The organism is Streptomyces sp. NRRL F-5122 (assembly GCF_001507435.1).
Taxonomy (GTDB): Bacteria; Actinomycetota; Actinomycetes; order Streptomycetales; family Streptomycetaceae; genus Streptomyces; species Streptomyces lannensis.
Genome location: NZ_LMWH01000205.1, coordinates 43,940 through 69,506 on the forward strand (window position 1 = coordinate 43,940; position 25,567 = coordinate 69,506).

Genomic DNA, 25,567 nt, shown 5'->3' on the forward strand with positions numbered 1-25,567 from the left:
CGGACAACCTCGATCAGAAGGTGGGGACGACGGGTCGAGCGGTCGTGCTGTGGAGTTGTGGGTACGGGGTTACGTGCCGCCTCGTGGAAGTGCCCGGGTGACGGCGGGCGGCGGCTGTCCGGAGGGCGACGACAGGGGCGCCGCGCAGAACCCGCAGCGGTCTCCGATGAGTTCGAGGCCGCACCAGTGGCAGGCCTCGCGCCGCACGGACGAGACGAGTTGGTAGAGCACGGACACGTCGTGCAGTCCCGCCGCGAACTCGACGAGCCGGCCGGTCCCCCACCAGCGCACCGACTCCTCGGGGAGCGGCACGGTCGCGACCCCCTGGACACGCCAGGCGGGCGCCAGCTGCGCGGTGACCCAGTCCGACGGCGGCTGTCCGGCGGCGACGAGCATCCGGGTGCCGAACTCGGGGCCCGGCAGCTCCTCCTGCCCGATCCGCACGAGCTGCGGCCGCGGATTGGCCAGTACGCCGAACTGGGCGCCCGGCATCCAGGACTTGGCGTGGGAGGTGAGGGGGACGGGGACCTGGTCGAGTTTCGCGACCGAGCCGAGGACCGCGCCCGCGTAGATGTAGTGGGCCAGCAGCCGTGCGGAGGAGGCCAGCACTCCGGGGCTGAGGTCGCAGACGGACAGCTGCCGCAACTGCCGGGCGAGCAGGGCGAGTCCGAGCGGGGGCAGGGGGACGCCGAGCACCGCGATGCGGTCGCTCTCCAGGACGGAGCGCACGGTGCGCAGTCGCTGGACCGCCGGGTCGGCGCCGGAGGCGGCGTGGAGGGCGATCACATAGCCGTGCCGTTCGACGAGCGTGTGCATGGCGTTCAGGGACTGCTCGAGCGTGGGCCCGGGCTGGACGATTGCGGGCGGCGTCTGCCGGTCGAGCGGAGGGAGCACCAGATCGGGACTGGTGACTGCTATCGCGGTCGGCACGGCTGCACACCACCCCGTTCACTGCGGCAGGGTGGTCGGCCCCCGCCTCAGTTGGCCCCTGTGACATCCAATTGCATCGTCCTGCAACAGCACCATATCCACGGCATGCCCCGCTCAACACAGAATCCGGAAGATCATCTCACGGAAGGTGCGGGCATGATCCACACAGAGTAGGCGCATATGCCTCAACTCGACGACTCGGTAAGGGCGTTGGTGTCGCCAGAGGTATTGACAACGCAATTGGTCTGGACCAAATTCTTTCGTCAGGCGGTGGCCACCGTTCCGCAATGCCCTCCAGCCCTTCCTCTCCCCCCATCGGAGGCCCCAGTGAACCGCGTACCAGGTTTGCTCCGCCCCAGACGGACACTCGCCGCGGCCGGCGTCGCCGCGCTCGCCCTCTCCTTTCTGGCCGCCGGAAACGCGGCGGCCGCGGACGTGAACAACGCCAGGAACGCCGGCTTCGAGTCGGGCCTCGGCAACTGGACCTGTTCGGCCGGCAGCGGCACCACGGTGTCGTCGCCGGTGCACGGCGGCACGGCCGCGCTCAAGGCGTCACCGGCCGGCCAGGACTACGCGCAGTGCGCGCAGACGGTCGCGGTGAAGCCCAACTCGACGTACACGCTCAGCGCCTGGGTGCAGGGCGGGTACACGTATCTGGGCGCGACGGGCACGGGCACCACCGACGTGTCGACCTGGACACCCGACTCGACGAGCTGGAAGCAGCTGTCGACGACCTTCACCACGGGCGCCTCCACGACATCGGTGACGGTGTACCTCCACGGCTGGTACGGGCAAGCGGCGTACTACGCGGACGACGTGTCGGTGTTCGGCCCGGACGGCGGCGGTGGCGGCGACCCTGCCCCGACCGTGCCCGCGGCCCCCGCGGGTCTCGCGGTGTCCTCCACCACGTCCTCCTCCGTCTCCCTGGCCTGGAACGCCGTGTCGGGCGCCACCGGCTACAACGTGTACCGGGGCGGCACCAAGGTCGCCGCCGTGACCGGGGCGTCGGCGACGGTGACCGGCCTGTCGCCCTCGACGTCGTACTCGTTCCAGGTGACGGCCACGAACGCCGCGGGCGAGTCGACCAGGTCGGCGACCGTGACGGCGACCACCGCCGCGACCGGCGGGGGCGGGACCGGAGGACTCCCCCGGCACGCGGTGACGGGGTACTGGCAGAACTTCAACAACGGGGCGACGGTCCAGCGGATCTCGGACGTCCCGTCGCAGTACGACATCATCGCGGTCGCGTTCGCGGACGCGACGGGCACACCGGGCGCGGTGACCTTCAATCTGGACTCGTCCGGCGTCGGCGGTTACTCCGTGGACCAGTTCAAGGCGGACATCCGGGCCAAGCAGGCGGCCGGGAAGAAGGTCGTCGTCTCGGTGGGCGGCCAGAACGGCACGGTGTCGGTGAACGACTCGTCCTCGGCGGCGAACTTCGCCAACTCCCTCTACTCGCTGATGCAGTCGTACGGCTTCGACGGTGTGGACATCGACCTGGAGAACGGCCTGAACCCGACGTACATGTCACAGGCACTGAGGCAGCTGTCGTCCAAAGCCGGATCTTCGCTGATCATCACGATGGCCCCGCAGACGATAGACATGCAGTCGACGTCGAACGGGTACTTCCAGACGGCACTGAACGTCAAGGACATCCTGACCGTCGTCAACACCCAGTACTACAACAGCGGTTCGATGCTGGGCTGCGACGGCAAGGTCTACAGCCAGGGTTCGGTGGACTTCCTGACGGCCCTCGCCTGCATCCAGCTCCAGGGCGGTCTGTCCCCGTCCCAGGTCGGCCTGGGCGTCCCGGCCTCGCCCAGCGGCGCGGGCAGCGGCTATGTGTCGCCGACGGTGGTGAACAACGCGCTGGACTGCCTGGCCAAGGGCACCGGTTGCGGCACCTTCAAGCCGTCGAAGACGTACCCGGACCTGCGCGGCGCGATGACGTGGTCGACCAACTGGGACGCCGCGTCGGGCAACGCCTGGTCGAACGCGGTGGGCCCGCACGTGCACGCGCTGCCGTGACGGCGCACTGAGCCGGCATCACGGGGACGGACGGTCGCGGACCGTCCGTCCCCGTCCCCGTCCGCCGCGCCCTCGCACCGGGCCCTCACCCGATCGGGCGGTAGTGCCCCAGCACGGTCGCCAGATGGCCGAACCACTCCTGCAACTCCCCGCGCCTCGCGGCCACCACGCACTCGAACACCCTGCCGTCCGGGTGCACCACGGCCACCATCAGCGACCTGCCGTCGGGGCTCGCCCGGTAGTGGACGCTGCGGACGACCTGCCACGGGAAGTCCGCCGACAGTCCGTGCGTCTCGAAGGCGACACCCGCCGCGTCCACCACCACCGAGTTGTGCCGGTCGGCGGCCAGGAAGTCCGGACCCGGGGGCAGTTGGGGAGCCGCGGGCGGATGTGCCGGCGGATACGGCGGGTACGCCGCCGGCGGCGGCCCGAAGCCCGGCGGGCCCGCCGGCGGCTGGTGGCCGTACCCGGGCTGATGCATCCTTGTCTCCCCCTCGCCCGACGCTCGTCGCGATCAGTATCCCGGTCCGCCCACCCCGGTTGAAACATTTCCGGGGGCCCACCGCATCAATGAGGTGAGGGCGTCGTGGGACGGCACCGGGGGCAGGGGGAACACATGCGGCAGAGCCGGACCGAGGGATATCCCGAGTTCGCGGCGGCGCGCGCGGGGCATCTCTACCGCTCCGCCTGCCTGCTCACCGGCGGCGACACCCACCTCGCCGAGGACCTCGTCCAGGAGGCCCTCGGCCGGGTGTACCTCCGCTGGGGCCGGATCTCCCGTCTCGACAACCCCGCCGGGTACGTCCAGACCGTTCTCACCCGTACCTTCCTCGCCCACCAGCGGCGGCACAGCAGTCGCAGGGAGCGGGCGACCGACGTGCTGCCCGAGCTGCCCGCGCCGGACCCGGCCGGTGACACGCCTCTGCGGCTCACCCTCCTCGAGGCGCTCGGGCGGCTGTCCGCCAAGGACCGGGCCGTGGTCGTCCTGCGCTACTGGGAGGACCGCAGCATCGAGGAGACGGCCGCCGCCCTGAACACCAGCTCGGCCGCCGTACGCACCCGCTGCGTCCGTGCCCTCGCGCGACTGCGCCTGTTCCTCGGCGACACCGTCGGCGAGTACGCGGCGCCCTGACCGCCCCGCCCGACACCATCTCCTTCCGCAGAAAAGGCGGTTTGCCATGCCCCCGGAAGACCACGACCACTTCGAGGACCACCTCGCCGCCGCTCTACGGCACACCGGCGGGGCCTTCGAGGCCGACCGGCACACTCTCGTCACCGGCGGCGAGGCACACGGCCGGCGCATCCGCCGCCGCCGGGCCGCCGTCGCGGGATGCGCGGCCGGTGTCGCGCTCGTGGGACTCGGCGCGGCCCTGCTCCCGGCAAGCGCCGGTGGAGAGCAGCGGTCCGTCGCCGCCCCTCCCGTCACTCCCTCGCTCTCACCCTCACAACGACCCGTCGTGACGGGTGACGACCTCGTGCGCACCCTCAAGAAGCTGCTGCCCGGGGGCCGGTTCAGCCACGAGGAGGGACGCGGCACGAACAGTCCGATGCCGCTCGCCCAGGTCGTGTACGACGACGGCAAGGGCGAGGCCGCCGTCGCCGTCTCCCTCGACCGTGTCGCGCCCGGCAGTCAGCGGGCGGCACAGGCCACCGAGTGCCCGGACAAGGTGTACGTCCCGTACGACGCCTGCACCCGTTCCACGCTGTCCGACGGTTCCCGACTCATGATCATGCAGGGGTACGAGTATCCGGACCGCCGGGTCGACACCAAGATGTGGACGGCGGACCTCGTCACGCGGAGCGGACAGCACATCAGTGTGCAGGAGTGGAATGCCGCCGCCGAGAAGGACGCGCCCATCACCCGGGACCGGCCGCCCCTCTCCCCCGCCCGGTTGAAGGCGCTCGCCGGCGCCCGCGAGTGGCGCGCCGCCGTCGACGCCATCCCGGTGGATCCTTTCGCGGCTGTGGTCGAGCCGGCCGGTACACCGGTCGCATCCGGCCGCCCCGTCTCCGGAACGCTCGTCTCGCTGCTGCCCAAGGGACTCCGCGTCGCCTCGAAGAGCGCTGCGGATCCGGGGTTCGGCTACCTCGTCCTCGACGACAGCCGGGGCGCGAGCCTGGTCCAGGTCAACGTCCAAAAGCCCGTGCCGGGCGTCAAGGGCGGCGCCTCCGTCCCGGCCACCCGGACTCTGCCCGACGGCACCACCGTGGACATGCGTCAAAGCGACGGTGACAAGGGCGTCGAGGGGACCGTCGTACGGACCGTCGACGTCCGGCGGCCCGACGGCTCCCGGGTGGTGATCAGCGCCTTCAATTCCGGCACCCAGCACACGTCCCCGACCCGCCCGCTGCCCCCACTCACCATGAGGCAACTGGAAGCCATCGCCACGAGCCCGAAGTGGCGCCCGGTCGGCTGACCCGGAGGCGGCCGACCGGGCCCCGGCGGCCGGGGCCCTCGGCGTCGCGTACGGGGCGAGGGGGCGCGTCCGGCACGCACCGGACCGCGGTTGCGGACGGACCGCGTCAGTCGGCGACCTTCTCGAGGGTGTCCGCTTCCTCCGCGCCGTCCTCGAAGTAGGCGTCCAGGACCTCGTCGAGCCGGGTCTCCCACTCCTGGAAGCGCGAGCGGGAGTCGGCCTCGATCTCTATGGGGTACCACCGGCGTTCGGGCGTGTGCACGGTGACCGTGAACCGCTTCCCGAAGCGGGCGGTCTCCGTCTCCACGGCGCCGATCTCGTCCCAGCGGAACTCGCACGCCTGGTCGTCCAGACGGAGCCGGACGCCGCTGTGGTCCGCGACGATCCGGGCGCGGCGGTCGGACGCCTCGAAGACGGGGCCGTCGGAGGCGGACTCCTCCTCGGGCTCCGCCTCCGGCTCGTCCTCGGCGTCCGCGTCCGGCTCGTCGTCCGCGTCCGCCGCGGCGGGTGCCTCTTCGGAGACCCGGTCCTCGACCGGGCTCGTCTCCTCGGGCACGGTGTCGTCCTGCCTGTCCTCCGACTCGGCGGTGGACGCTGGGGAGGTGAGCCCGGGGATGAAGGCCGGGTCGACTCCGGCGCCGTCCAGGGGCTGGCTGCTCGAACCAATGCGCTGCTCCACAGCGGGCAGTATGGTCCAAGATCCTGTGTCCGACACAGCCGACCCCTGCATCGTTATAGGAAACTGCGCTAAACGAAGACACTCACCACGGCGGCGACCGCGAAGCCGGCCACCGACAGGACCGACTCGAGCACGGTCCAGGTCCGCAGTGTGTCGCGCTCACTGATGCCGAAGTACTTGGCCACCATCCAGAAGCCCCCGTCGTTGACGTGGGAGGCGAAGATGGAACCGGCCGAGATGGCCATGATGACCAGGGCCACGAAGGCCTGGGAGTGGTGACCCTCCGTCAGCAGCGGGGCGACGATGCCCGCGGTCGTGACGATCGCGACCGTCGCCGAGCCCTGGGCCACGCGCAGGACGAGCGAGATCAGGTACGACAGGACGATCACCGGCAGTCCGACGTTGTTGAAGGTGTCGGAGAGGGCCTGCGCGACACCGCTGCCCTTGAGGACCGCACCGAAGATCCCGCCCGCGCCGACCACCAGCAGGATGTTGCCGACCGGCTTGAGCGAGGCGGTGGACACCGTCTCCAGGGACTTGCGGGACCAGCCGCGCCGGATGCCGAGCAGGTAGTACGCGAGCAGCAGCGCGATCGTCAGCGCCACGAACGGGTGACCGAAGAACTCGATCACCGACCGTCCGGTCGAGGGGTCGAAGGCGATCGAGGAGAAGGTGGCGAGCAGGATCAGGATCAGTGGTGTGCCGATGATCAGGAAGACCGTGGTGAGCGGCACCGGCTTCTCCGTCGGGGTCACTCCGGCCGCCCGTTGCTCCTCCGCGAGCGCCTCCTTGGCCTCCTGGGCGGCCTCGACCATGTCCTGCGGTACGGGCACGAAGATCCGCTTGCCGATCCAGGCCGACCACGCCCACGCCGCCAGCACCGCCGGGATGCCGCAGACGATGCCCATCAGGATGACCATGCCCAGGTCGACCTTCAGCAGGCCGGCGGCGGCCACCGGGCCCGGGTGGGGCGGCAGGAACGCGTGGGTCATCGACAGGCCCGCGAGCAGCGGGAGGCAGTAGAGCAGGATCGACTTGCCACCGCGTTTGGCGGCCGCGTACACGATCGGCGCGAGCACGAAGATGCCGACGTCGAAGAAGACCGGGATACCGAAGATCAGACCGGTCAGGCCCATGGCCAGCGGGGCGCGCTTCTCCCCGAACAGGTTCAGCAGCCGGGACGCCAGCACCTCGGCGCCGCCGCTGACCTCGAGGACCGCGCCGAGCATGGTGCCCAGGCCGATGATGATGGCCACATGGCCGAGGGTGCCGCCCATGCCGGACTCGATGAGGGAGACGGCGTCCGAGCGCTGGACCGTGCCGAACAGTTCGGTGACCGACAGACCCGCGCCGAGGCCGACGGCTATGGAGACGGCGAGCAGGGCCACGAAGGGCTGGAGCCGCACCTTGATGATCAGGACGAGCAGCAGCACGATGCCGAGCGCCGCGACGGTGAGCAGGCCGGCGGTGCCGTGGACGAAGGCCAGCAGGCCTCCGGTATGGGGTGGGGCGGGTAGTGTGCCGGCGGCTGCGAGGAAAGGCATGGGCATGACAGGGGGACCTCTGGCTTCTCGTAGTGCCATACGGCTTCGGTGTGAGGGGGATCGCGGCACGACGCCCCGGGGGTGGGGGACGCCGTGCCGCGGCGGACTGCGGGGGTGGATGAGCGGCAGCCGCGTCAGCCGAGGACGGCCAGCGCGTCGATCTCGATGAGGAGTCCGGCCGGGAGACCCACGTAGACCGTGGTCCGGGCGGCGGGCGGCTGGGTGAGGCCCTGCTCCTCGAAGTAGGCGTTGTAGATCTCGTTCATCTCCGCGAAGTGGTCCACGTCCGTCAGATAGACCCGGATCATCATCACGTCGTCCCAGGAGGCGCCGCCCTCCTCGAGGATCGCCTTGACGTTGGCGAGTGTCTGGAGGGTCTGGTCGCGCAGGGCCGGGCCCGCGGGCGTCGGGGGCTTGCCCTCCTCGGCGGGCAGGAAGCCGACCTGCCCCGCGACCTGGAGGATGTTTCCCTTCCGCACACCGTGGGAGAACTTGGCCGGCGGCGTGGTGTGGGTCTTCGGGGTGAGGGCGATCTTGTCCGTCATACGGCGTCCTTTGCTGGGGTGTTGCCGGAGTACTCCCGGCTGATGGCGTCCGCGGTACGGCGCACCAGGGGGAGCAGCGTGAGGAGTTCGTCCGCGGTGACGACCACGTTGGGCGCGGAGACCGACATCGCGGCGACGGCCCGGCCGTCGGCACCGCGGACGGGTGCGGCGACGCAGTTGATCGACTCCTCGTGGCCGCCGAGGTCGGTGGCCCAGCCCTGCTCGCGCACGATCGCCAGTTCCCTCAGGAAGGCGGCGGCGTTCGGCGTCGAACGGGCCGTGTACAGGGGATAGTCGAGCTTGTCCACGACGGCGCGGCGCTCGGGGTCGGGCAGGTCGGCGAGGAGGAGCTTGGCGACGGCCGCGACGGTGATGGCCACCGGCTTCCCGATCCGGGAGTACATCCGTACCGGGTAGCGGCTCTCCACCTTGTCGATGTAGAGGACCTCGTTCTCCTCGTAGACCGCGAGATGGACCGTGTGCCCGCACTCCTCGTTCAGGCGCACGAGGTGCGGATGGGCGATCTCTCGGATGTCGAGGTTCTCGACCGCCTGCTGGGCGAGGGCGAAGAGCCGGGCACCGAGGCGGTAGCGCTGGTCGGACTGGCGGTAGACCAGTCCGTGTTCGTGCAGGGTGCGCAGGAGGCGCAGGGCGGTGGACTTGTGCACACCGAGCCGGTCGGCGACCTGTCCGAGATCGGCGGGCCCCTCGGCGAGCAGCGGCAGGATGCTCAGCGCCCGGTCGACGGTCTGGCTCATGGCGTACGTACCTCCTCCTCGGCCCGTGTGTCGGCTTCGGTCCAGCCGGGGCCGAGTCGAAGTGTCCCCCACCCGGTGTCGTCGAGTGCGGCGAGGCGGTCGGCGTGGTCGCGCGCGGGTGGGGTGGCGAGGTCACCGGGGACGGTGAGCGCCGCGGCGGCCATGAGGTGGCCGTGGCGCAGGCGGTCAGGGACGGGGAGCCGGCGCAGGGTGGCGGAGAGGAAGCCGGCGGCGAAGGCGTCCCCGGCACCGACGGCGGCCACGACGTCGACGTTCAGGGCGGGTTCGAAGGTGGCGGCCCCCGTGGCGTCCCGGCGGGGGCCGCCGGTGTCCCTGCCGAGCGCCGTCGCCCCGTGCCCGCCCTGCTTGACGACCACGATCTCCGGCTCGGGCAGTGCCCGGCGGATCGCACGGGCGCCGTGCAGCCCCCACGCCTCGCGGGCCTCGTCGTCCCCGACGAACACGATGTCGGCCCCGCGCGCCAGCTCCAGCAGCACCCGGGGCCCGTCGGCGTCGCGCCACAGCCCGGGGCGGTGGTTGACGTCGAAGGAGACGAGCGGACGTCCGGCGCCGGGCGCCGTCAGCTCCCGCACGAGGCCGAGACAGTCCTCGGACAGCGCCGCGGTGATCCCGGACAGATGCAGGATCCGGCCGGCCCGCACGGCGTCCAGGTCCGTGTTCCCCACCGTCATCGCCGAGGCGGCCGACGCCGCCCGGTAGTACGCCACCTCGTGGGCGTCGGTGGCGCGGTCCCCCGCCGTGCGGAAGTAGATCCCCGTCGGGCGGCCCGGGTCGCGCCGCACGAACCCGACGTCGACCCCGTACGTCCCGATCGACTCGACCAGGTGATCGCCGAAGCCGTCCGCCCCGACCCGGCCGACCCAGCGCGCCGAGTGGCCGGCGGCCGCCAGCGTGCACACCACGTTGGACTCCGCACCACCGATGGCGCGGTCGAAGGAGGGGACGTCGGCGAGGCGCCCGGGACGGGAGGGCAGAAACGCGACCATGGACTCGCCGAGCGCGACGACGTCCACGACGTCCGGGGCGGTGGGCCGGCCGATGGCGGTCACGATGGTGATGGCTCCTCGTCGACGGGAAGGGTCACGGCGATCCGTTGACCTCGCGTTGGCCGGGATGTTAGACAGCATCAAGCGAGATACGCAACGGTCGTTGCACATATTGCAACGCACTCCGTCAGGGAGGACCCATGGACGCCGCCACCTCCGCAGAACGCCTCGCCGCCCTCATGGCGGAGAGGGTCGACCACCGTTTCAAGGGCCTCCCGCCGGACGCGGAGGGCCTGACCCTCGCCGAGCTGGCGGGCGAGCGCCGCAACCTCTTCACGGACGGCTTCACCACCCCGCTGCTCTCCCTCTCCGCCGAACGGCTCCAGCACAACCTCGACCTGATGGAGACCTACACGGCCCGCCACGGACTCGCCTTCGCCCCGCACGGCAAGACCTCCATGGCGCCCCAGCTCTTCCACCGCCAGATCGAGCACGGCGCCTGGGGCATCACCCTCGCGGTCCCCCACCAGGTCTGGGTCGCACGGCACTTCGGTATCCGGCGCATCTTCCTCGCCAACGAGCTGGTCGATGCCGCGGCCCTGCGCAGGCTCGCGGCCGAGCTCGCCGCGGACGAGGACTTCCGCTTCATCTGCTACGTCGACTCGGTGCGCGGGGTCGAGCTCATGGACGCGGCGCTGGCAGGCGCCCCGCGCCCGGTGGACGTCGTGGTGGAGCTGGCGGCCGGTGAGGGCGCGCGCACCGGCGTCCGCACGGAGGAGGAGTGCGCGGCCGTCGCGGACGCGGTGGCCGGCACACGGACGCTGCGGCTGGTGGGCGTCGCGGGGTACGAGGGCGAGGTGCCACAGGCGGATCCCGACCGCGTACACGCCTGGCTGCGCCGGCTGACCGCGCTCGCGGCGGACTTCGACAAGGCGGGACGCTTCACGGGGCTGGACGAGATCGTGGTGAGCGCGGGCGGCAGCGCCTGGTTCGACGCGGTGGCCGACGTCTTCGCCGAGATCCCCGAACTGTCCGCCCCGGTACTGAAGTTGCTCCGCTCGGGCGCCTACGTGTCGCACGACGACGGCCACTACCGCAAGCTGACCCCCTTCGGACGCGTCCCCGAGGAGGGCGCCCTGGAGCCCGCCTTCCGGCTGTGGGCCCAGGTGGTGTCCCGGCCCTCCGCCGAGCAGGCCTTCGCCAACGCCGGCAAGCGGGACGCGGCGTACGACCTGGATCTGCCCCTCGCCCAGGTGGTTCGCAGGGACGGCCGGGAGCGGCAGGCCACCGGTGTCTCGGTGACCGCCCTGTCCGACCAGCACGCCTGGCTCCGTACGGCCCCCGAGGCGGACGTCGAGGTCGGCGACTGGCTCGGCCTGGGGCTGTCCCACCCGTGCACGTCCTTCGACAAGTGGCAGCTGATCCCGGTGGCGGAGGCGGACGGCACGGTCGTCGACTACATCCGCACGTTCTTCTAGGAGGCCCGGCATGGAAGAGCTCGTCATCCGGGACGCGGACGTCGTGGACGGCAGCGGGGAGCCGTCCTACCGCGCCGACGTGGTCGTCGACGGCGGCAGGATCGTCTCCGTCGTCAAGGAGGCAGCGGCAGCCGGCTGTCAGCGTCCCGAGGCCCGCCGCGAGCTGGACGCCGAGGGTCTGGTCCTCTCCCCCGGCTTCATCGACATGCACGCCCACAGCGATCTCGCCCTGCTGCGGGACCCGGACCACAGCGCCAAGGCCGCGCAGGGCGTCACCCTGGAGGTCGTCGGGCAGGACGGGCTGTCCTACGCCCCGGTCGACGACCGCACGCTCGCCGAGGTACGCCGCGCGATCACCGGCTGGAACGGGTACGGCGACGACATCGACTTCACCTGGCGGTCCGTGGGCGAGTACCTGGACCGGCTGGACCAGGGCATCGCCGTCAACGCCGCCTATCTGATCCCGCAGGGCACGGTGCGGATGCTCGCCGTCGGCTGGGAGGACCGGGAGGCGACACCCGCGGAACTCGAACGGATGCGGCGACTGGTCGCTGAGGGGATGGAGCAGGGCGCGGTCGGCATGTCGTCCGGTCTCACCTACACCCCGGGCATGTACGCCAAGGACGCCGAGCTCACGGAGCTGTGCCGGGTGGTGGCCTCGTACGGCGGCTACTACTGCCCGCACCACCGCAGCTACGGGGCGGGCGCGCTGGAGGCGTACGAGGAGATGGTGGCCCTGGCCCGAGAGGCCGGCTGCCCGCTGCATCTCGCGCACGCCACCATGAACTTCGGCGTCAACAAGGACCGCGCCCCCGAACTGCTGTCCCTGCTCGACTCGGTGCTGGCGGCGGGTGCGGACATCACCCTGGACACCTACCCCTACACACCGGGCTCGACGACGCTGGCCGCGATGCTGCCGAGCTGGGCGAGCGAGGGCGGTCCGGAGAAGATCCTCGAACGGCTCGACGACGGCGCGGTGGCCGAGCGGATCCGGCACGGCATGGAGGTCCTCGGCTCCGACGGCTGCCACGGCGTGCCCATCGAGTGGGACACGATCGAGATCTCGGGCGTGAGCGACCCGGGGCTCGCGTCGTACGTCGGCAGAACCGTCCAGGAGTCGGCGGACCTGCGCGGGGAGGACCCGTGGACGACGGCCCGCCGCCTGCTGGTCGAGGACCGGCTCGGCTCCACGATCCTGCAGCACGTGGGCCACGAGGAGAACGTGCGGGCGATCATGCGGCACCGGGTCCACACCGGCGGCTCGGACGGCATCCTCCAGGGCACAAAACCGCACCCGCGCGCGTACGGCACCTTCCCGCACTATCTCGGCCGGTACGTAAGGGAGTTGGGGGTGCTGTCGCTGGAGGAGTGCGTGGCGCACCTCACCGCGCGCCCCGCGGCCCGGCTGCGGCTGCCGGACCGCGGTCTGGTCCGCGAGGGCTACCGTGCCGACCTGGTGCTCTTCGACCCGGCGACGGTCGCCGCGGGCGCCACGTTCGAACGGCCGCGCGCGCTGCCCACGGGCATCCCGTACGTCCTGGTCGACGGCCGTTTTGTGATCGAGGACGGGCGCAGGACGGAGGTGCTCGCCGGACGGGCGGTCCGCCGGACCGCGGTGTGACCGCCCGCCCGGCGCGCGTCACGGCTTGGGCAGGGTGCACCCGCTCGCACTCAGGTCGAGCTGGTTGCCGGTGCCGAAGCACGCGGGGATCAGGTACGTCTCCTCGGCGTAGTTGATGCCCTGGCGGACGGTCACCTTGCCGTTGGCGTCGACCTCGCAGGGGTTGTTGACGGTGCAGGTCCCGCCGTCCTCGTTACCGGTGTTGTTGACGGCGACGACTTTGCCGGTGGCGTTGTCGATCACGGGGGACCCCGACGTGCCGCCGATGGTGTTGCAGGCGGAGGTGTAGCGGACCGAGTCCTTCCAGGTCCAGTCGCCCTCCTTCAGCCGGTACACGAACCCGTCGACGGCGCAGCTGTAGATCCGCTTCCAGTAGCCGGAGACGACCTTGATGGCGGTGCCGGCGACCGGGTGCGTGTCGGCGAGGGTGAGTGCGTTGATCCCGTACGAGCTCCTGATCTGCGCATAGGTGCGGGTGAGCTGGTAGATCGTGACGTCCGTGTCGGTCATGGTCGAGTAGGCGACCTTGCTCGCACGGAGCGTGGCGACCCGGGTGCCGGCCGAGTCGAGCAGGCCGAAGGAGCGGCTGGAGCTCTGTCCGACGACGACCTCGCCGGGCTCCGGGAAGCCGGTCTCCAGGCAGTGGCCGTTGGTGAGCACCAGCGCGGGGTCGCCGTCCGCGGAGCGCGGGAAGCGGACGACGGAGCCGGAGCAGTTGCTGAGCGAGACGGTGCCGGCGAAGTCGACGGCCTGGACGGTCGCCGTGCCGGAGGCCGTGGCCGCCGTGCCGGCGCCGGCCACGGACCGGGTCTCCGCGACCGCCGGTGCCGCACCGGCTCCGGTGATCACCAGAGCGAGAAGCGCGGCGGCGAGAGGCTTTCTCATGTGGGGGGTCCCCTCTCGATGAGGTTGCGATGACACGGCCGGCCGAAGATCCTCCGACCGGCCGAGTTTGTCATCGGTTTGTCATGGGCATTGTCAGCGGAGGGGCATGCGTGGGCAAGGAGCTGTTTTCGGCCGGGCCGAGGTGGATCGAGAGTGTGGCCGTCGGCCTCCCGGATTCCGGGTTCGCCGCGCCCGATGCACTCCGACGGCGGTACGGACGCCTGTGGCTCGGCTCGCGGTGCCCGCACCGTGCGCCCCCGCCGCCGGACCGCCCGCACCCACGCCATGGCCTCGCATCAAGGGGGCGATGACGGTTCGGGCCTTGATCACCGGCGCCGGCTCGTCGCCTTTCCGCCGTCCCACGTGGCGGACAACACGGGGCGCGAGGCATTACGCGGTCGTAAGCTCACGGACATGCAGGTGATCCAGTCCACGAAGCTCGCCAATGTCTGCTACGAGATCCGGGGTCCGGTTCTCGAGGAGGCGATGCGGCTCGAGGCGGCGGGGCACCGCATCCTCAAGCTGAACACCGGCAACCCGGCCGCCTTCGGCTTCGAGTGCCCGCCCGAGATCCTCGAGGACATACTCCGCAACGTCTCCTCGGCGCACGGCTACGGCGACGCCAAGGGGCTGCTCGCGGCCCGCCGGGCGGTCGTCATGCACAACCAGACGCTCGGCATCGAGACGGACGTCGAGCACGTCTTCATCGGCAACGGCGTCTCCGAGCTGATCGTGATGGCCATGCAGGGCCTCCTGGACGACGGCGACGAGGTGCTCGTACCGGCGCCCGACTACCCCCTGTGGACGGCCGCGGTGTCGCTCTCGGGCGGCACGGCCGTGCACTACCTCTGCGACGAGCAGTCGGACTGGATGCCGGACCTGGCGGACGTGGAACGCAAGATCACCGACCGCACCAAGGCGATCGTGATCATCAACCCCAACAACCCCACGGGCGCCGTCTACGACGAGGCGATGCTCCGCGGCCTGACGGACATCGCACGCCGGCACAACCTCCTCGTCTGCTCCGACGAGATCTACGACAAGATCCTGTACGACGGCGCGACGCACACCCCGACGGCCGCCGTGGCCCCCGACCTGCTGACCCTCACCTTCAACGGCATGTCGAAGGCGTACCGGGTGGCCGGCTACCGGGTGGGCTGGATGTCGATCTCCGGCCCCCGGGCGCACGCGGCGTCGTACATCGAGGGTCTGACGATCCTCGCGAACATGCGGCTGTGCGCCAACATGCCGGGCCAGCACGGCGTGGTGGCGGCGCTCAGCGGTCGCCAGACGATCAACGAACTGGTACTGCCGGGCGGGCGGCTGAAGGAGCAGCGGGACGCGGCGTTCGACCTGCTGACGCAGATCCCCGGTGTGACGTGCGTGAAGCCGAAGGGCGCGCTGTACCTCTTCCCCCGCCTCGACCCCAAGGTCTTCAAGATCAGGGACGACCGGCAGATGGTCCTCGACCTGCTGCGCCGCGAGAAGATCATGGTCGTCCAGGGGACGGGCTTCAACTGGCCCGCGCCGGACCACTTCCGCGTGGTGACACTGCCGACCGTGGGGGACCTCACATCGGCGATCACCCGGATCGGCAACTTCCTCGACGGTTACGGCCAGCCCTGACGTCCGCCGAGCGAGCTCGCGGGGCAGTTTTACGATCCGGCTCAACTTTAGACGAAATCCAAGCTAAGATGGTTTCCTGTCAGAGCACAGGAGGCCGTCCCATGTACGAACCGATCCGCACCAAGTCGGTCCACACGACGGCCGGCACCACCCCCGACTTCCCGCACCGCTCACGCGAGGAGGAGCTGGACATCCAGCTCGCGGGCCATCTGGCCGCCCTGCTCACGGTGACGGACGAGCTGCGCGCGCTGGAATCGTCGGCGGACCTGGACAGGGCCGCCGAGCGGCTCGCCGCGCAGGTGGCGCGGCTGAGGGGTGTGCCGCCGGTCCGTGCGGCGCGCAGTGCGCACATCGACGAATCCCACATCGCGGCGCTTCACCGGCGCGCCCACACGCTGGCCGGCCGTGCCCTGGTCGTCGCGGCGTCCCGCGCCGACACGGCGGCGGCGATCCTGTCCGCGCAGCGCATGGACGCGCACACCGCCGCGCTGGGCGAGCCGCGGGAACCGATCGCCGCCGGCTGACCCTGCGAGCCGGTCCACGCGGCTCCCCCAGTTCGGCCCCGGTCCGCGTGCACCCGCAGCGACGCGCGGACCGGGCGCCATGAAAGTGCGCCCGCCCGAACCTGGGTTCGGTGCGACTGTGTCCCGTCCGAGGGATCTCGTTCTGAACGAAATCCATTCGAGTGGTCCGCCGTGCCGAAGTGCCCGCCGAACGGCGGCGTTCCTGCAACTCCTCGTAACGTCTGCGGAAACGACGGCCCGTTCGACGAGATGTGACGCTATGAAGCGCAGGCTGTGGCGGGCGGCGCTCGCCGGTGCGGCGACGGCGGCCGTCGGCGTGACGGTCTGGTCCGTGCAGTCCCAGCCGGCCACCCGGCAGTCCCGGGCCGATACGGCGGAGTCGAGGACCCGGAAGGCAGACGCGCTTTTGATGGGCGCACTCGCACAGCAGCAGGACCCGAGGAGCGCGGCCCGCGCCTACCGGCACGTGCTGGAGCTCGACCCCCGCAACAAGGCCGCCTGGTACCACCTGGGGGTCATCGCGCAACGCGACGGCAGGACCGCGGACGCACGCGCGGCCTTCGACAAGGCGCTGAACATCGATGCGTCATACGGACCTGCCCTCTTCAACGAGGCGATGCTGCTGAGGTCGAGCGAACCCGACCGAGCCATCGGGCTCCTCAGACGTGCCGTCACCGCCCGGCCGAAGAACGCGGCGGCCCGTCTCCAACTCGGGCTGCTCCTCGCGCAGAAGCACCGTGACGACGAGGCCGAGATCCAGTTCCGTCGCGCCGTCGCGGACGATCCATCGCTGGGTTCGCAGGTGCCCGGGCCGTTCCGCAGGTACCTGGGCCGCGTGCGCAGGTGAAGCGGACGTCGGCGGTGCTCCGCGGCGAGGGCGGCGGACGTGGGAGCGGTGCCGGGGAGACGCACCGCACCACGGCGGACACGAAGGGCATGGGGCCCGCACCCGTACGCCGTTGTACGGGGCGGGCCCCACGTCTTCCCGTACTGCCGTCACCGCGGCCGGTCTTGACGACGTCGCAGGTCAGGGCAAAGCCGGACCGGCCGCGGAGTTCATGCGGAGGGGGACGTCAGCCGAGGCGCTGCACCAGCGCGCGGTACTCGTCCCACAGCTCCTTCGGAGTGTGGTCGCCGAAGGTGTTGAGGTGCTCGGGAACCAGGGCCGCCTCCTCGCGCCACACGTCCTTGTCGACGGTGAGCAGGAAGTCGAGGTCGGACTCCGACAGTTCCAGACCCTTCGTGTCCAGCGCATCCCGCGTCGGCAGGACGCCGATCGGCGTCTCTACGCCCTCGGCCCGGCCCGCCAGACGCTCCACGATCCACTTCAGGACCCGGCTGTTCTCGCCGAAGCCCGGCCAGACGAACGAGCCCTCGTCGTTCTTGCGGAACCAGTTGACGTAGTAGATCTTCGGCAGCTTGGACTGGTCCTTGTCCTTGGCGACCTCGATCCAGTGGGCCATGTAGTCGCCCATGTTGTAGCCGCAGAACGGCAGCATGGCGAAGGGGTCGCGGCGCAGCTCGCCGACCCGGCCCTCGGCCGCCGCGGTCTTCTCGGAGGCGACGTTGGCACCGAGGAACACACCGTGGTTCCAGTCGAAGGACTCCGTCACCAGCGGCACGGCGCTGGCGCGGCGGCCGCCGAAGAGGATCGCCGAGATCGGCACGCCCCTCGGGTCCTCCCACTCGGGCGCGATGATCGGGCACTGCGCGGCCGGGACCGTGAACCGGGCGTTCGGGTGGGCGGCGGGGGTCCCGGACGCGGGCGTCCAGTCGTTGCCCTTCCAGTCCGTGAGGTGGGCCGGGGTCTCCTCCGTCATGCCCTCCCACCAGATGTCGTTGTCGTCGGTGAGGGCGACGTTCGTGAAGACGGAGTTGCCCCACAGCGTCTTCATCGCGTTGGCGTTGGTGTGCTCACCGGTGCCGGGAGCGACACCGAAGAAGCCGGCCTCGGGGTTGATCGCGTACAGGCGGCCGTCCTGGCCGAACCGCATCCACGCGATGTCGTCGCCGATCGTCTCGACCGTCCAGCCGGAGATCGTCGGCTCCAGCATGGCGAGGTTCGTCTTGCCGCAGGCGCTCGGGAAGGCCGCGGCCACGTACTTGGACTCGCCCTGCGGGGGCGTGAGCTTGAGGATGAGCATGTGCTCGGCCAGCCAGCCCTCGTCGCGCGCCATGACGGAGGCGATGCGCAGGGCGTAGCACTTCTTGCCGAGCAGTGCGTTGCCGCCGTAGCCGGAGCCGTAGGACCAGATCTCGCGCGACTCGGGGAAGTGCGAGATGTACTTGGTCTGGTTGCAGGGCCAGGCGACGTCCTTCTGGCCGGACTCCAGCGGGGCACCGAGCGAGTGGACGGCCTTGACGAAGAAGCCGTCGGAGCCGAGTTCGTCCAGGACCGTCTGCCCCATGCGCGTCATGGTGCGCATCGAGACGGCGACGTACGCGGAGTCGGTGATCTCCACCCCGATCGCGGAGAGCGGGGAGCCGAGCGGGCCCATGCAGAACGGCACCACATACATCGTGCGCCCGCGCATGGAGCCGCGGAACAGGCCCTCCTCGCCCTGGAATATCTCCCGCATCTCGGCGGGCGCCTTCCAGTGGTTGGTCGGACCTGCGTCCTTCTCCTCCTCGGAGCAGATGAACGTCCGGTCCTCGACCCGGGCGACATCGGTCGGGTCGGATGCCGCGTAGTAGGAGTTCGGGCGCTTGATCGGGTCGAGCTTCCTGAACGTGCCCTTGCGCACGAGCTCCTCGCTGAGGCGCTCGTACTCGGCCTCGGATCCGTCACACCAGACCACGCTGTCCGGCTGGGTCAGTTCGGCGATCTCGTTGACCCACGAGATCAGTTCCTTGTGCTGGGTGGGGACGGTTGAGGGAGCCGCGTTCTCGCGCGCCACGATCGCTCCTAGATGAGGGGTTTTTTGTTGAGTGCCCCGTGGGGGCTGCGACCCGGATGCTTCGTAGCCGCTCATCCGGTGCCGACCGCACTCATTTGATCATCCGACGAGATTGCCCATCTGTCCAGAGGACGTCACACCTGAGCGGAGTGAGGATCGCCACGCGTGCCCGGGCTTCTTTGCGTGCACGTAGAGTTCAGCTGAACGATTTTTTGCGTGGCCCATGTTTCGCCACAGCCCGGACACTACGGGTGATATCGATCGCACTTTGATACGTAACTTACGGTTCCGTAGGTACGATGCGGCCCATGACTGCGTCCGTCCCCGACGCGCCCACGGACTCGCCGGCAGCCGGCCGCAGTCCCGTCGCGCTCTCCTTGCCCCAACAGGTCAAGCCGAAGCTCCGCGGCTGGCTGCACCTCGGGATGTTCCCGACGGTCATCGTCGCGGGCCTGGTCCTCACCGCCCTCGCCAACTCGGCCCGGGGCCGACTCGCCTGCGGCATCTACGTCCTGACGGCGTGTCTGCTCTTCGGTGTCAGCGCGCTCTACCACCGCGGCAACTGGGGCCCACGCATGGACGGGGTCCTGCGCCGCCTCGACCACGCGAACATCTTCCTGATCATCGCCGGCACGTACACCCCGCTGACCCTGCTGCTCCTGCCGGGCACGAAGGGCCGGTGGCTGCTGTGGGGCATCTGGGGCGCCGCCGCGGCCGGCATCGTCTTCCGCGTCTTCTGGGTCGGCGCCCCGCGCTGGCTCTACACCCCCTGCTACATCGCGATGGGCTGGGCGGCCGTCTTCTTCCTCCCCGACTTCATGCGCACCGGTGGCATCGCCGTTCTGGTCCTCGTCATCGTCGGCGGACTGCTCTACAGCGCCGGCGGCGTGATCTACGGGATCAAGCGACCGAACCCGTCACCACGCTGGTTCGGCTTCCACGAGGTCTTCCACTCCTTCACCCTTGCGGCATTCGTCGTGCACTACGTCGGGATCTCCCTGGTGGCGTACCAGCACGGGTGACACCTGGCGACCAACCCGTTCACCAGGGCCGCGGCTCCCGAGCCGCGGCCCTTTCGTGTGCCCGAAGCCGACTCGGCGGCCATGGGCCGACCCCCCCATTACGACAGTGACTCATCATTGACAGAAGCATGTTTTTGAGAGCTACTCTCATTTCATGGCTGCTGTCATTCAAGACACGGAGACACGGCGCGACCCGCGCCGCTGGTGGACGCTGGGTGCCCTGGTCGCGAGCATGCTCGTGCTCGGTTTCGACATGACGATCCTCAACGTGGCGCTCCCGACGATGGCCCGGGACCTCGGCGCGTCCACCGGCGAGCAACAGTGGATGGCGGACGCGTACATCGTCGTCTTCGCCGCACTGATGCTCCCGGCGGGCCTGCTGGGCGACCGGTTCGGGCGGCGCCGGATGCTGGTCGCGGGACTTGCCGTGTTCCTGGCCGGTTCGCTGGCCGGCGCACTCGTCGACGACGTGACCTCCGTGATCGTCGCCCGTGCGGTCATGGGGATCGGCGGAGCGCTGGTGATGCCGCTGACGCTGGCCGTCCTGCCCTCGCTGTTCGGGCCCGACGAGCGGCCCAGGGCGGTCGGCGCCGTCTCCGCCGCGTCCGCCCTGGGCCTGCCGCTCGGACCGATCATCGGCGGCTGGCTGCTCGACCACTTCTGGTGGGGTTCGGTGTTCCTGATCAACGTCCCGATGGCGGCGATCGGCATCACCGCCTGCGTCCTGCTGCTGCCCGAGACCCGCGATCCCTCCGCCCCGAAGGTGGACGCCGTCTCCACCGCCCTCACCGCCGCCGGACTCGGCGTCCTCATCTACGCGATCATCGAGGCGCCCGACCGGGGCTGGGGCGATCCGCTGATCCTCGGATTATTCGCCGCCGCAGCGGTGCTGATCACCCTGCTCGTCGTGCGCGAGCGCCGCAGCGTCCGTCCGATGCTGGACCTGTCACTGCTCGCCCACCGGGGCTTCCTGGCCAACACCTTCGCCGCGACCCTGGTCATGTTCGTGCTGTCCGGACTGATGTTCGTGCTGCCGCAGTACCTCCAGGCGGTCCTGGGCCACGACGCCCTCGCCACCGGGGTGCGGATGCTGCCGATGATGGGCGGGCTGCTCGTCGCCGCGCGGGGCTCGGCCCCGGTCGTCGCGCGGTTCGGGCCGCGCGCGGTGATCAGCTCGGGGCTGGTCGTGCTCGCCTTCGCCGCGTTCCTCGGCAGCCGGACGACGGTCCACGACGGGTACGGCTTCACCGCGCTGTGGCTGTCGATCGCGGGCCTCGGTTTCGGCTTCGCCGTGGTCCCGGCGATGGACGCGGCGCTCGGCGCACTGCCCCGCGACCGGGCGGGCAGCGGCTCCGGGCTGCTGATGACGGTCCGCCAGGTGGGCGGCGCCATCGGTATCGCCCTGCTCGGCTCGCTGCTGGCAAGCACCTACGCCGACCGGCTCGACACCTCCGCCCTCCCGCGCACGGTCGCACCAACCGCCTCCGACTCCGTGGTCGGCGCCCATGTGGTCGCGAGCCGGCTCGGTGACCGGGCCCTGGCCGCGTCCGCCGACGCCGCCTATGTCCACGGCATGGGTCTTGTGCTGCTGGTCAGCGGTATCGCCGCGCTGGCCACGGCGCTGCTCGCGGCGGCCCTGGTGCCGAACCCGAAGCCGGAGGCGGCCCTGCCCGGGGAGGTCCCCGACATGGTCACCGACCCGGAGAATGCCCGACAATGACGACCATGGCCGCCACCGCACACAGCTCGCCCGACAGCCCCGAACCCCGGCTGGGGCTCCGCGAGCGCAAGAAGATCAAGACTCGTATGGCGATCCGCAAGGCGACGTACCGGCTCGTCCAGGAACAGGGGTACGACGCCACGACCATCGAGCAGATCGCGGAGGCGGCCGAGGTCTCCCCGTCCACGGTGTTCCGGTACTTCCCCACCAAGGAGGACATCGTCGTCACGGACGAGTACGACCCGATCCTGGAGGAGGAACTGCGTTCGCGCCCGGCCGACGAGCCGTTGTCCCGGTCCCTGCGGCTCCTGATGCGCACCGCGGTCGAGCGGAGTCTGTCGGGCGAGTACGAGACGCGCGAGGAGATGGCACTGCGCGGGCGTCTCATGGTCGAGGTGCCCGCGGTCCGCGCGCGGATGGGCGAGAGCATGTCCGTCACCGGTCAGATGATGTGCCGCGTGGTCGCCGAGCGCACCGGGCGCGCCCCCGGCGACCTGGAGGTGCGCGTGTACTGCATGGGTCTTGTCGGCGCGTTGATGGAGGCCTCGCGCTACTGGGCCGAGCACGGACAGCAGGGCGACATCGCGGAGTACGCCGAGCGCACCCTGGACGTGCTGGAGCACGGACTCTCCCCGCGGAATCCGGAGGCCTCCTGAGCCGCCCACGTGCCATCCTGACCAGGTGAACGGACCCGAGATCCACATCGCGTTCGCCCCCGAGCTGGGCCTCTTCGTCCCGCACGGGCGGCGCGGGCCTGCCACCAAGGTCGTCACGGACGGCTCCTCGACCCTCGGGCATGTCGTCGAGTCGCTGGGCGTGCCGCTCACCGAGGTCGGGACGCTCGTCGTGGACGGCCGCGCCGCGGCCCCCTCGCATCTTCCGGCCGCCGGAGAGTCCATCGAGGTACGGCCCGTCGAACGCCCGCAGCAGGTGCCCGGCGCACCGCTGCGCTTCCTGCTGGACGTGCATCTCGGCACCCTGGCCCGCCGGCTGCGGCTGCTGGGCGTGGACGCGGCCTACGAGTCCACCGACATCGGCGACCCGGCGCTCGCCGCCCGGTCGGCGGCCGAGCGGCGCGTGATGCTCAGCCGCGACCGCGGGCTGCTGCGCCGCCGCGAGCTGTGGGCGGGCGCGTTCGTCTACAGCACCCGGCCCGAGGAACAACTCCGCGACGTGCTCCACCGGTTCGCACCGGTGCTGCGGCCCTGGACGCGGTGCACCGCCTGCAACGGACAGCTCCGCGACGCCACCAAGGAGGAGGTCTCCGACCAGCTCGAACACGGCACCCGGCGGTCGTACGACGTCTTCGCTCAGTGCGGTGCGTGCGGGCGCGCCTACTGGAAGGGCGCGCACCACGAACAGCTGGAGGCCATCGTGGAGCGCGCCCTCACCGAGTTCCCGAGCCGGACCCGGGGTCTGTCGTCCGGACACCGGCATGTTCCGGGCGACGGGTCCTAGCGCTTCGCCCTCACGTCACCCTTCGCACAGGCCACCCCGTCCTTGCTCGGGTCGAGGCCGAGCGGGTCGTCCTTTCCGTTGACCTTCAGGCGCCCGTAGTCGTTCGCAGCGAGCCAGGCACAGCGTTCCGCCGTCGTCCTCCTCACCTGAGGCGGGAACACCGTCGGCACGCACACGTTGACCGAGCCGTAGTGCCGGTCGCAGCCGGAGAGGGTCGTGCTGACCTTCTGCGATGTGCGCTTCTTCGCCGGGGCCGCGGTGCCGCCCTCCAGGGAGTCGGCGAAGGAGTGGACGTGTGCCGAGGCCGTGTCCGCGCTCAGCGCGGCCGGGCCCTGGAGGTGGACCCACTTGGCCACCGACGGGACACCGCCCGCGTCGACCGCGAAGAGCATGTACCAGCCGGGCGGCGCCAGGTCGGGGTTGCTCGTCACGTTCAGGTCGACGTTGGCGCCGTCCACCGACAACGGCAGGTCCACGAACCGCTGGTTGGGGTCCGAGGAGTGGGTGACCGCCGCGGGGCGGATCAGCTCAGCCTTCGCGATGGGCCGGTCGACGGTGATGCGCTGCGTGGTGCCGTAGGTCCACTCGTCGTCGATCACGGAGGTGATCGTCGGTCGTGGGCCCTTGAACAGGTAGGGCGGCGAGTAGATCGACACGTTGTGGTTCCACGTGCCGTTGCCCGGGTTGTCGCCGGTGGCCATGATGCGCCCGTCCGGCAGCAGGAAGGCGGAGGAGTGGTAGCCGCGGGACTCCGGGTCGGCGGCCACCGGGTCGAAGGCGGAGGTGTCCGGGTCGAAGATCGACGCCTCGTGGACGGGATCGGCCCGGTTGTGCAGGCCCCCGCCCGTCTCCAGGACCTTGCCGTCGGGCATGAGCACCGCGGAGACGTACATCTTTCCCTGGTCGCCGGTCTCGGCGACGGGGCCCTCGCCGAGGTCGACGGTGCCCTGCGGCAGTGGCGGCCCGGCGACGTACTGCGGGTCGGCCTGCTTGAGGTCGATGATGTCCGTCAGGCGGTTGGCGTCCGGGTTGGAGTCGATGTTGCCGCCGCCGATGGTGAGGACCCTCTGGTCCTGGGCCGGGGGCAGCAGCACGCTCGCCGACTGGTCGCGCTCGTCCTTGTTCTGCAGGCCCGGGATCTGCGTGATGGTGTTGGCGCCGTAGTCGTAGATCGCCGAGCCGGTGCCGGGGATGTTGTTGCCGAAGACATGGCTGCCCGAGTAGAACAGGCGGCCGTCCTGCATCAGGATCATCGACGGGTACAGGCCCCAGTAGGACCAGGTCTGGTTGACCTTCCACAGCGGCAGCCACTGCTGTTCGGCGTCCGACCAGTACTCGGCCGTCACCGAGCCCGTGGAGTCCTCGCGCAGCCCGCCGAAGGAGATCACGTCGCCGTTGCCGAGTTCCGTCGCCGACGGGTACCAGTGCCCGTCGTTGAGGTCGTTGGTCCTGGTGTACGTCTCGGTCTTCGGGTCGAAGATGTACGAGTCCTTGAACCCCTCGTAGCCGTGACCGCCCAACACCGGGTAGGCCTTGTTGCCGCTCATGACGAGCACACGCCCGTCCTGGAGCTGCACGTGCCCGGCGCAGAACATGTCCTTCGGGGTCGGGATCACCTTGTACGAGCCGTTCGACGGGTCGTAGACCGCACTCGTGAAGGTGCCCGCGGCGAAGTTCTCCTCGCTGTTGCCGGAACCCGCGATCAGCAGGACCTTGCCGTTGTTGAGGACGACCGAGTGCATCGAACGGACCGGGTTCTGCGTGGGCAGCACCGACCAGCTGCCGTTCGCGCACTGGTCCGCGGTCCCCGTGCACTGCGCGGGCGGCGGTGCATCGGCCACCTGTTCCATCGTGTAGTCGTCCGTGGTCACGGACCCGGTGCCGTACACCGAGACGCCCCAGGTGATCATGTCGGTCCCGGACGGCACCTCGGGTGTGCGGACGCTCGCCTGTGCCCAGCCCGCGCTCATGTCCAGCGTCTTGAGGTCGGTCCAGTACTGCCAGCCCTCGCTCGCGTCGTGCCGGAACAGGGTGACCGCGGTGTCGGGGGTCGTCGATCTGTACCAGAGCGAGAGGTCGTACTGCTCGCCCGGCGTCACCACGGGCGCGCAGCTCGCGGACTCGGTGATGAGCGCCTTGCGGTCGCCCTCGACACGGCGGGTCAGCTCGACCTTCATGGCCTTGCCGCCCGAGTGGGCGTCACCGGTGGTGGTGAAGGTGAAGTCGTTGTCCCCCCAGCCGGACCTCTCCCAGCAGTACGGCATCCCGTCGCCGCCGGCCGTCTCGAAGCCCGGGTTCTTGACGAGGTTCGCGGCCGACGCGGGCTGCGGCGAGGTCAGGATCAGGCCCATGGTCAGGCCGGTCACAGCCATCAGGGCGGTTCTGCGTCTGCGGAGAATACGGAGTCTTCCTACGGTCTTCACATGGA

The 25,567-nt window shown here is 70.5% G+C and carries 22 protein-coding genes; 12 read left to right on the top strand and 10 right to left on the bottom strand.

Annotation, left to right across the window (positions count from 1 at the left end):
• Positions 1-69 precede the first annotated feature (69 nt).
• Positions 70-930, bottom strand: coding sequence for a hypothetical protein (locus ADL25_RS20035; RefSeq protein WP_059129135.1), 861 nt, complete (start codon positions 928-930; stop codon positions 70-72).
• Between the two features lie 327 nt (positions 931-1,257).
• On the opposite strand from ADL25_RS20035, the gene ADL25_RS20040 reads away from it, so the two are divergent.
• On the top strand, positions 1,258-2,958 hold the full coding sequence (locus ADL25_RS20040; protein WP_059129136.1) for a chitinase: 1,701 nt from the start codon (positions 1,258-1,260) through the stop codon (positions 2,956-2,958).
• Between the two features lie 85 nt (positions 2,959-3,043).
• On the opposite strand, the gene ADL25_RS20045 is transcribed toward ADL25_RS20040, so the two are convergent.
• Entirely contained in the window at positions 3,044-3,439 is a 396-nt protein-coding gene (locus ADL25_RS20045; RefSeq protein ID WP_059129137.1) for a hypothetical protein, read from the bottom strand.
• 135 nt (positions 3,440-3,574) lie between these two features.
• On the opposite strand from ADL25_RS20045, the gene ADL25_RS20050 reads away from it, so the two are divergent.
• Both ADL25_RS20050 and ADL25_RS20055 read left to right on the top strand, forming a co-directional pair.
• Positions 3,575-4,090, top strand: a complete 516-nt coding sequence (locus ADL25_RS20050) for a SigE family RNA polymerase sigma factor (RefSeq protein ID WP_059129138.1) — start codon at positions 3,575-3,577, stop codon at positions 4,088-4,090.
• Between the two features lie 46 nt (positions 4,091-4,136).
• A complete protein-coding gene (locus tag ADL25_RS20055; RefSeq protein ID WP_059129139.1) occupies positions 4,137-5,375 on the top strand; it encodes a hypothetical protein in 1,239 nt (412 codons plus the stop codon).
• Between the two features lie 106 nt (positions 5,376-5,481).
• Here ADL25_RS20055 and ADL25_RS20060 read toward each other — a convergent pair whose 3' ends face one another.
• The 5 genes from ADL25_RS20060 to ADL25_RS20080 all read right to left on the bottom strand — a co-directional run bounded on the left by ADL25_RS20060 (position 5,482) and on the right by ADL25_RS20080 (position 9,971).
• Positions 5,482-6,054, bottom strand: coding sequence for a hypothetical protein (locus tag ADL25_RS20060; RefSeq protein WP_059129140.1), 573 nt, complete (start codon positions 6,052-6,054; stop codon positions 5,482-5,484).
• 68 nt (positions 6,055-6,122) lie between these two features.
• Positions 6,123-7,604 (bottom strand): GntP family permease, encoded by a 1,482-nt coding sequence (locus ADL25_RS20065; RefSeq protein ID WP_059129141.1) that lies wholly within the window; start codon positions 7,602-7,604, stop codon positions 6,123-6,125.
• A gap of 128 nt (positions 7,605-7,732) precedes the next feature.
• A complete protein-coding gene (locus tag ADL25_RS20070) occupies positions 7,733-8,143 on the bottom strand; it encodes a RidA family protein (RefSeq protein WP_059129142.1) in 411 nt (136 codons plus the stop codon).
• Positions 8,140-8,901 carry an IclR family transcriptional regulator gene (locus tag ADL25_RS20075; RefSeq protein WP_059129143.1) on the bottom strand — a complete coding sequence of 254 codons (762 nt, stop codon included), beginning with the start codon at positions 8,899-8,901 and terminating at the stop codon, positions 8,140-8,142. Before ADL25_RS20075 ends, ADL25_RS20070 begins: the two co-directional genes overlap by 4 nt.
• A complete protein-coding gene (locus ADL25_RS20080) occupies positions 8,898-9,971 on the bottom strand; it encodes a sugar kinase (RefSeq protein ID WP_059129144.1) in 1,074 nt (357 codons plus the stop codon). The genes ADL25_RS20075 and ADL25_RS20080 overlap by 4 nt, the downstream gene beginning before the upstream one ends.
• Positions 9,972-10,108: 137 nt before the next feature.
• Between ADL25_RS20080 and ADL25_RS20085 the strand changes: the two genes are divergently transcribed.
• Positions 10,109-11,386: an amino acid deaminase gene (locus ADL25_RS20085; protein WP_059129145.1), complete on the top strand. Its 1,278-nt coding sequence runs from the start codon at positions 10,109-10,111 to the stop codon at positions 11,384-11,386.
• 10 nt (positions 11,387-11,396) lie between these two features.
• Entirely contained in the window at positions 11,397-13,007 is a 1,611-nt protein-coding gene (locus ADL25_RS20090) for an N-acyl-D-amino-acid deacylase family protein (RefSeq protein ID WP_059129146.1), read from the top strand.
• Positions 13,008-13,025: 18 nt separating this feature from the next.
• Here the strand turns inward: ADL25_RS20090 and ADL25_RS20095 are convergent, their stop codons facing one another.
• Complete coding sequence (locus tag ADL25_RS20095; RefSeq protein ID WP_059129147.1) at positions 13,026-13,892, bottom strand: S1 family peptidase; 867 nt, start codon at positions 13,890-13,892, stop codon at positions 13,026-13,028.
• Between the two features lie 414 nt (positions 13,893-14,306).
• On the opposite strand from ADL25_RS20095, the gene ADL25_RS20100 reads away from it, so the two are divergent.
• The 3 genes from ADL25_RS20100 to ADL25_RS20110 all read left to right on the top strand — a co-directional run bounded on the left by ADL25_RS20100 (position 14,307) and on the right by ADL25_RS20110 (position 16,889).
• Complete coding sequence (locus ADL25_RS20100) at positions 14,307-15,518, top strand: pyridoxal phosphate-dependent aminotransferase (RefSeq protein WP_059129148.1); 1,212 nt, start codon at positions 14,307-14,309, stop codon at positions 15,516-15,518.
• Positions 15,519-15,619: 101 nt separating this feature from the next.
• Positions 15,620-16,042: a hypothetical protein gene (locus ADL25_RS20105; RefSeq protein ID WP_059129149.1), complete on the top strand. Its 423-nt coding sequence runs from the start codon at positions 15,620-15,622 to the stop codon at positions 16,040-16,042.
• A gap of 259 nt (positions 16,043-16,301) precedes the next feature.
• On the top strand, positions 16,302-16,889 hold the full coding sequence (locus tag ADL25_RS20110; RefSeq protein WP_059129150.1) for a tetratricopeptide repeat protein: 588 nt from the start codon (positions 16,302-16,304) through the stop codon (positions 16,887-16,889).
• A gap of 226 nt (positions 16,890-17,115) precedes the next feature.
• Here ADL25_RS20110 and ADL25_RS20115 read toward each other — a convergent pair whose 3' ends face one another.
• On the bottom strand, positions 17,116-18,939 hold the full coding sequence (locus tag ADL25_RS20115; protein WP_059129151.1) for a phosphoenolpyruvate carboxykinase (GTP): 1,824 nt from the start codon (positions 18,937-18,939) through the stop codon (positions 17,116-17,118).
• 308 nt (positions 18,940-19,247) lie between these two features.
• Between ADL25_RS20115 and trhA the strand changes: the two genes are divergently transcribed.
• From trhA to ADL25_RS20135, 4 genes are all read left to right on the top strand, one after another.
• A complete protein-coding gene (gene trhA / locus ADL25_RS20120; protein ID WP_059129152.1) occupies positions 19,248-19,961 on the top strand; it encodes a PAQR family membrane homeostasis protein TrhA in 714 nt (237 codons plus the stop codon).
• Between the two features lie 154 nt (positions 19,962-20,115).
• Positions 20,116-21,681 carry an MFS transporter gene (locus tag ADL25_RS20125; protein ID WP_059129153.1) on the top strand — a complete coding sequence of 522 codons (1,566 nt, stop codon included), beginning with the start codon at positions 20,116-20,118 and terminating at the stop codon, positions 21,679-21,681.
• A complete protein-coding gene (locus ADL25_RS20130) occupies positions 21,678-22,337 on the top strand; it encodes a TetR/AcrR family transcriptional regulator (RefSeq protein ID WP_059129154.1) in 660 nt (219 codons plus the stop codon). The genes ADL25_RS20125 and ADL25_RS20130 overlap by 4 nt, the downstream gene beginning before the upstream one ends.
• A gap of 25 nt (positions 22,338-22,362) precedes the next feature.
• The gene (locus ADL25_RS20135; RefSeq protein WP_059129155.1) at positions 22,363-23,139 is read left to right on the top strand and encodes a Mut7-C RNAse domain-containing protein; all 777 of its coding nucleotides are present in this window, start codon (positions 22,363-22,365) and stop codon (positions 23,137-23,139) included.
• On the opposite strand, the gene ADL25_RS20140 is transcribed toward ADL25_RS20135, so the two are convergent.
• A complete protein-coding gene (locus tag ADL25_RS20140) occupies positions 23,136-25,511 on the bottom strand; it encodes a galactose oxidase-like domain-containing protein (protein WP_079050482.1) in 2,376 nt (791 codons plus the stop codon). The two genes, ADL25_RS20135 and ADL25_RS20140, sit on opposite strands and share 4 nt — an antisense overlap.
• Positions 25,512-25,567 lie beyond the last annotated feature (56 nt).

Coding starts and splice junctions, on each gene's coding strand:
- ADL25_RS20130 (WP_059129154.1), top strand. CDS start 21,678: ATGACGACCATGGCCGCCACCGCACACAGCTCGCCCGACAGCCCCGAA.
- ADL25_RS20075 (WP_059129143.1), bottom strand. CDS start 8,901: ATGAGCCAGACCGTCGACCGGGCGCTGAGCATCCTGCCGCTGCTCGCC.
- ADL25_RS20045 (WP_059129137.1), bottom strand. CDS start 3,439: ATGCATCAGCCCGGGTACGGCCACCAGCCGCCGGCGGGCCCGCCGGGC.
- ADL25_RS20055 (WP_059129139.1), top strand. CDS start 4,137: ATGCCCCCGGAAGACCACGACCACTTCGAGGACCACCTCGCCGCCGCT.
- ADL25_RS20110 (WP_059129150.1), top strand. CDS start 16,302: ATGAAGCGCAGGCTGTGGCGGGCGGCGCTCGCCGGTGCGGCGACGGCG.
- ADL25_RS20085 (WP_059129145.1), top strand. CDS start 10,109: ATGGACGCCGCCACCTCCGCAGAACGCCTCGCCGCCCTCATGGCGGAG.
- ADL25_RS20125 (WP_059129153.1), top strand. CDS start 20,116: ATGGCTGCTGTCATTCAAGACACGGAGACACGGCGCGACCCGCGCCGC.
- ADL25_RS20100 (WP_059129148.1), top strand. CDS start 14,307: ATGCAGGTGATCCAGTCCACGAAGCTCGCCAATGTCTGCTACGAGATC.
- trhA (WP_059129152.1), top strand. CDS start 19,248: ATGACTGCGTCCGTCCCCGACGCGCCCACGGACTCGCCGGCAGCCGGC.
- ADL25_RS20090 (WP_059129146.1), top strand. CDS start 11,397: ATGGAAGAGCTCGTCATCCGGGACGCGGACGTCGTGGACGGCAGCGGG.
- ADL25_RS20065 (WP_059129141.1), bottom strand. CDS start 7,604: ATGCCCATGCCTTTCCTCGCAGCCGCCGGCACACTACCCGCCCCACCC.
- ADL25_RS20070 (WP_059129142.1), bottom strand. CDS start 8,143: ATGACGGACAAGATCGCCCTCACCCCGAAGACCCACACCACGCCGCCG.
- ADL25_RS20095 (WP_059129147.1), bottom strand. CDS start 13,892: ATGAGAAAGCCTCTCGCCGCCGCGCTTCTCGCTCTGGTGATCACCGGA.
- ADL25_RS20140 (WP_079050482.1), bottom strand. CDS start 25,511: ATGGCTGTGACCGGCCTGACCATGGGCCTGATCCTGACCTCGCCGCAG.
- ADL25_RS20105 (WP_059129149.1), top strand. CDS start 15,620: ATGTACGAACCGATCCGCACCAAGTCGGTCCACACGACGGCCGGCACC.
- ADL25_RS20050 (WP_059129138.1), top strand. CDS start 3,575: ATGCGGCAGAGCCGGACCGAGGGATATCCCGAGTTCGCGGCGGCGCGC.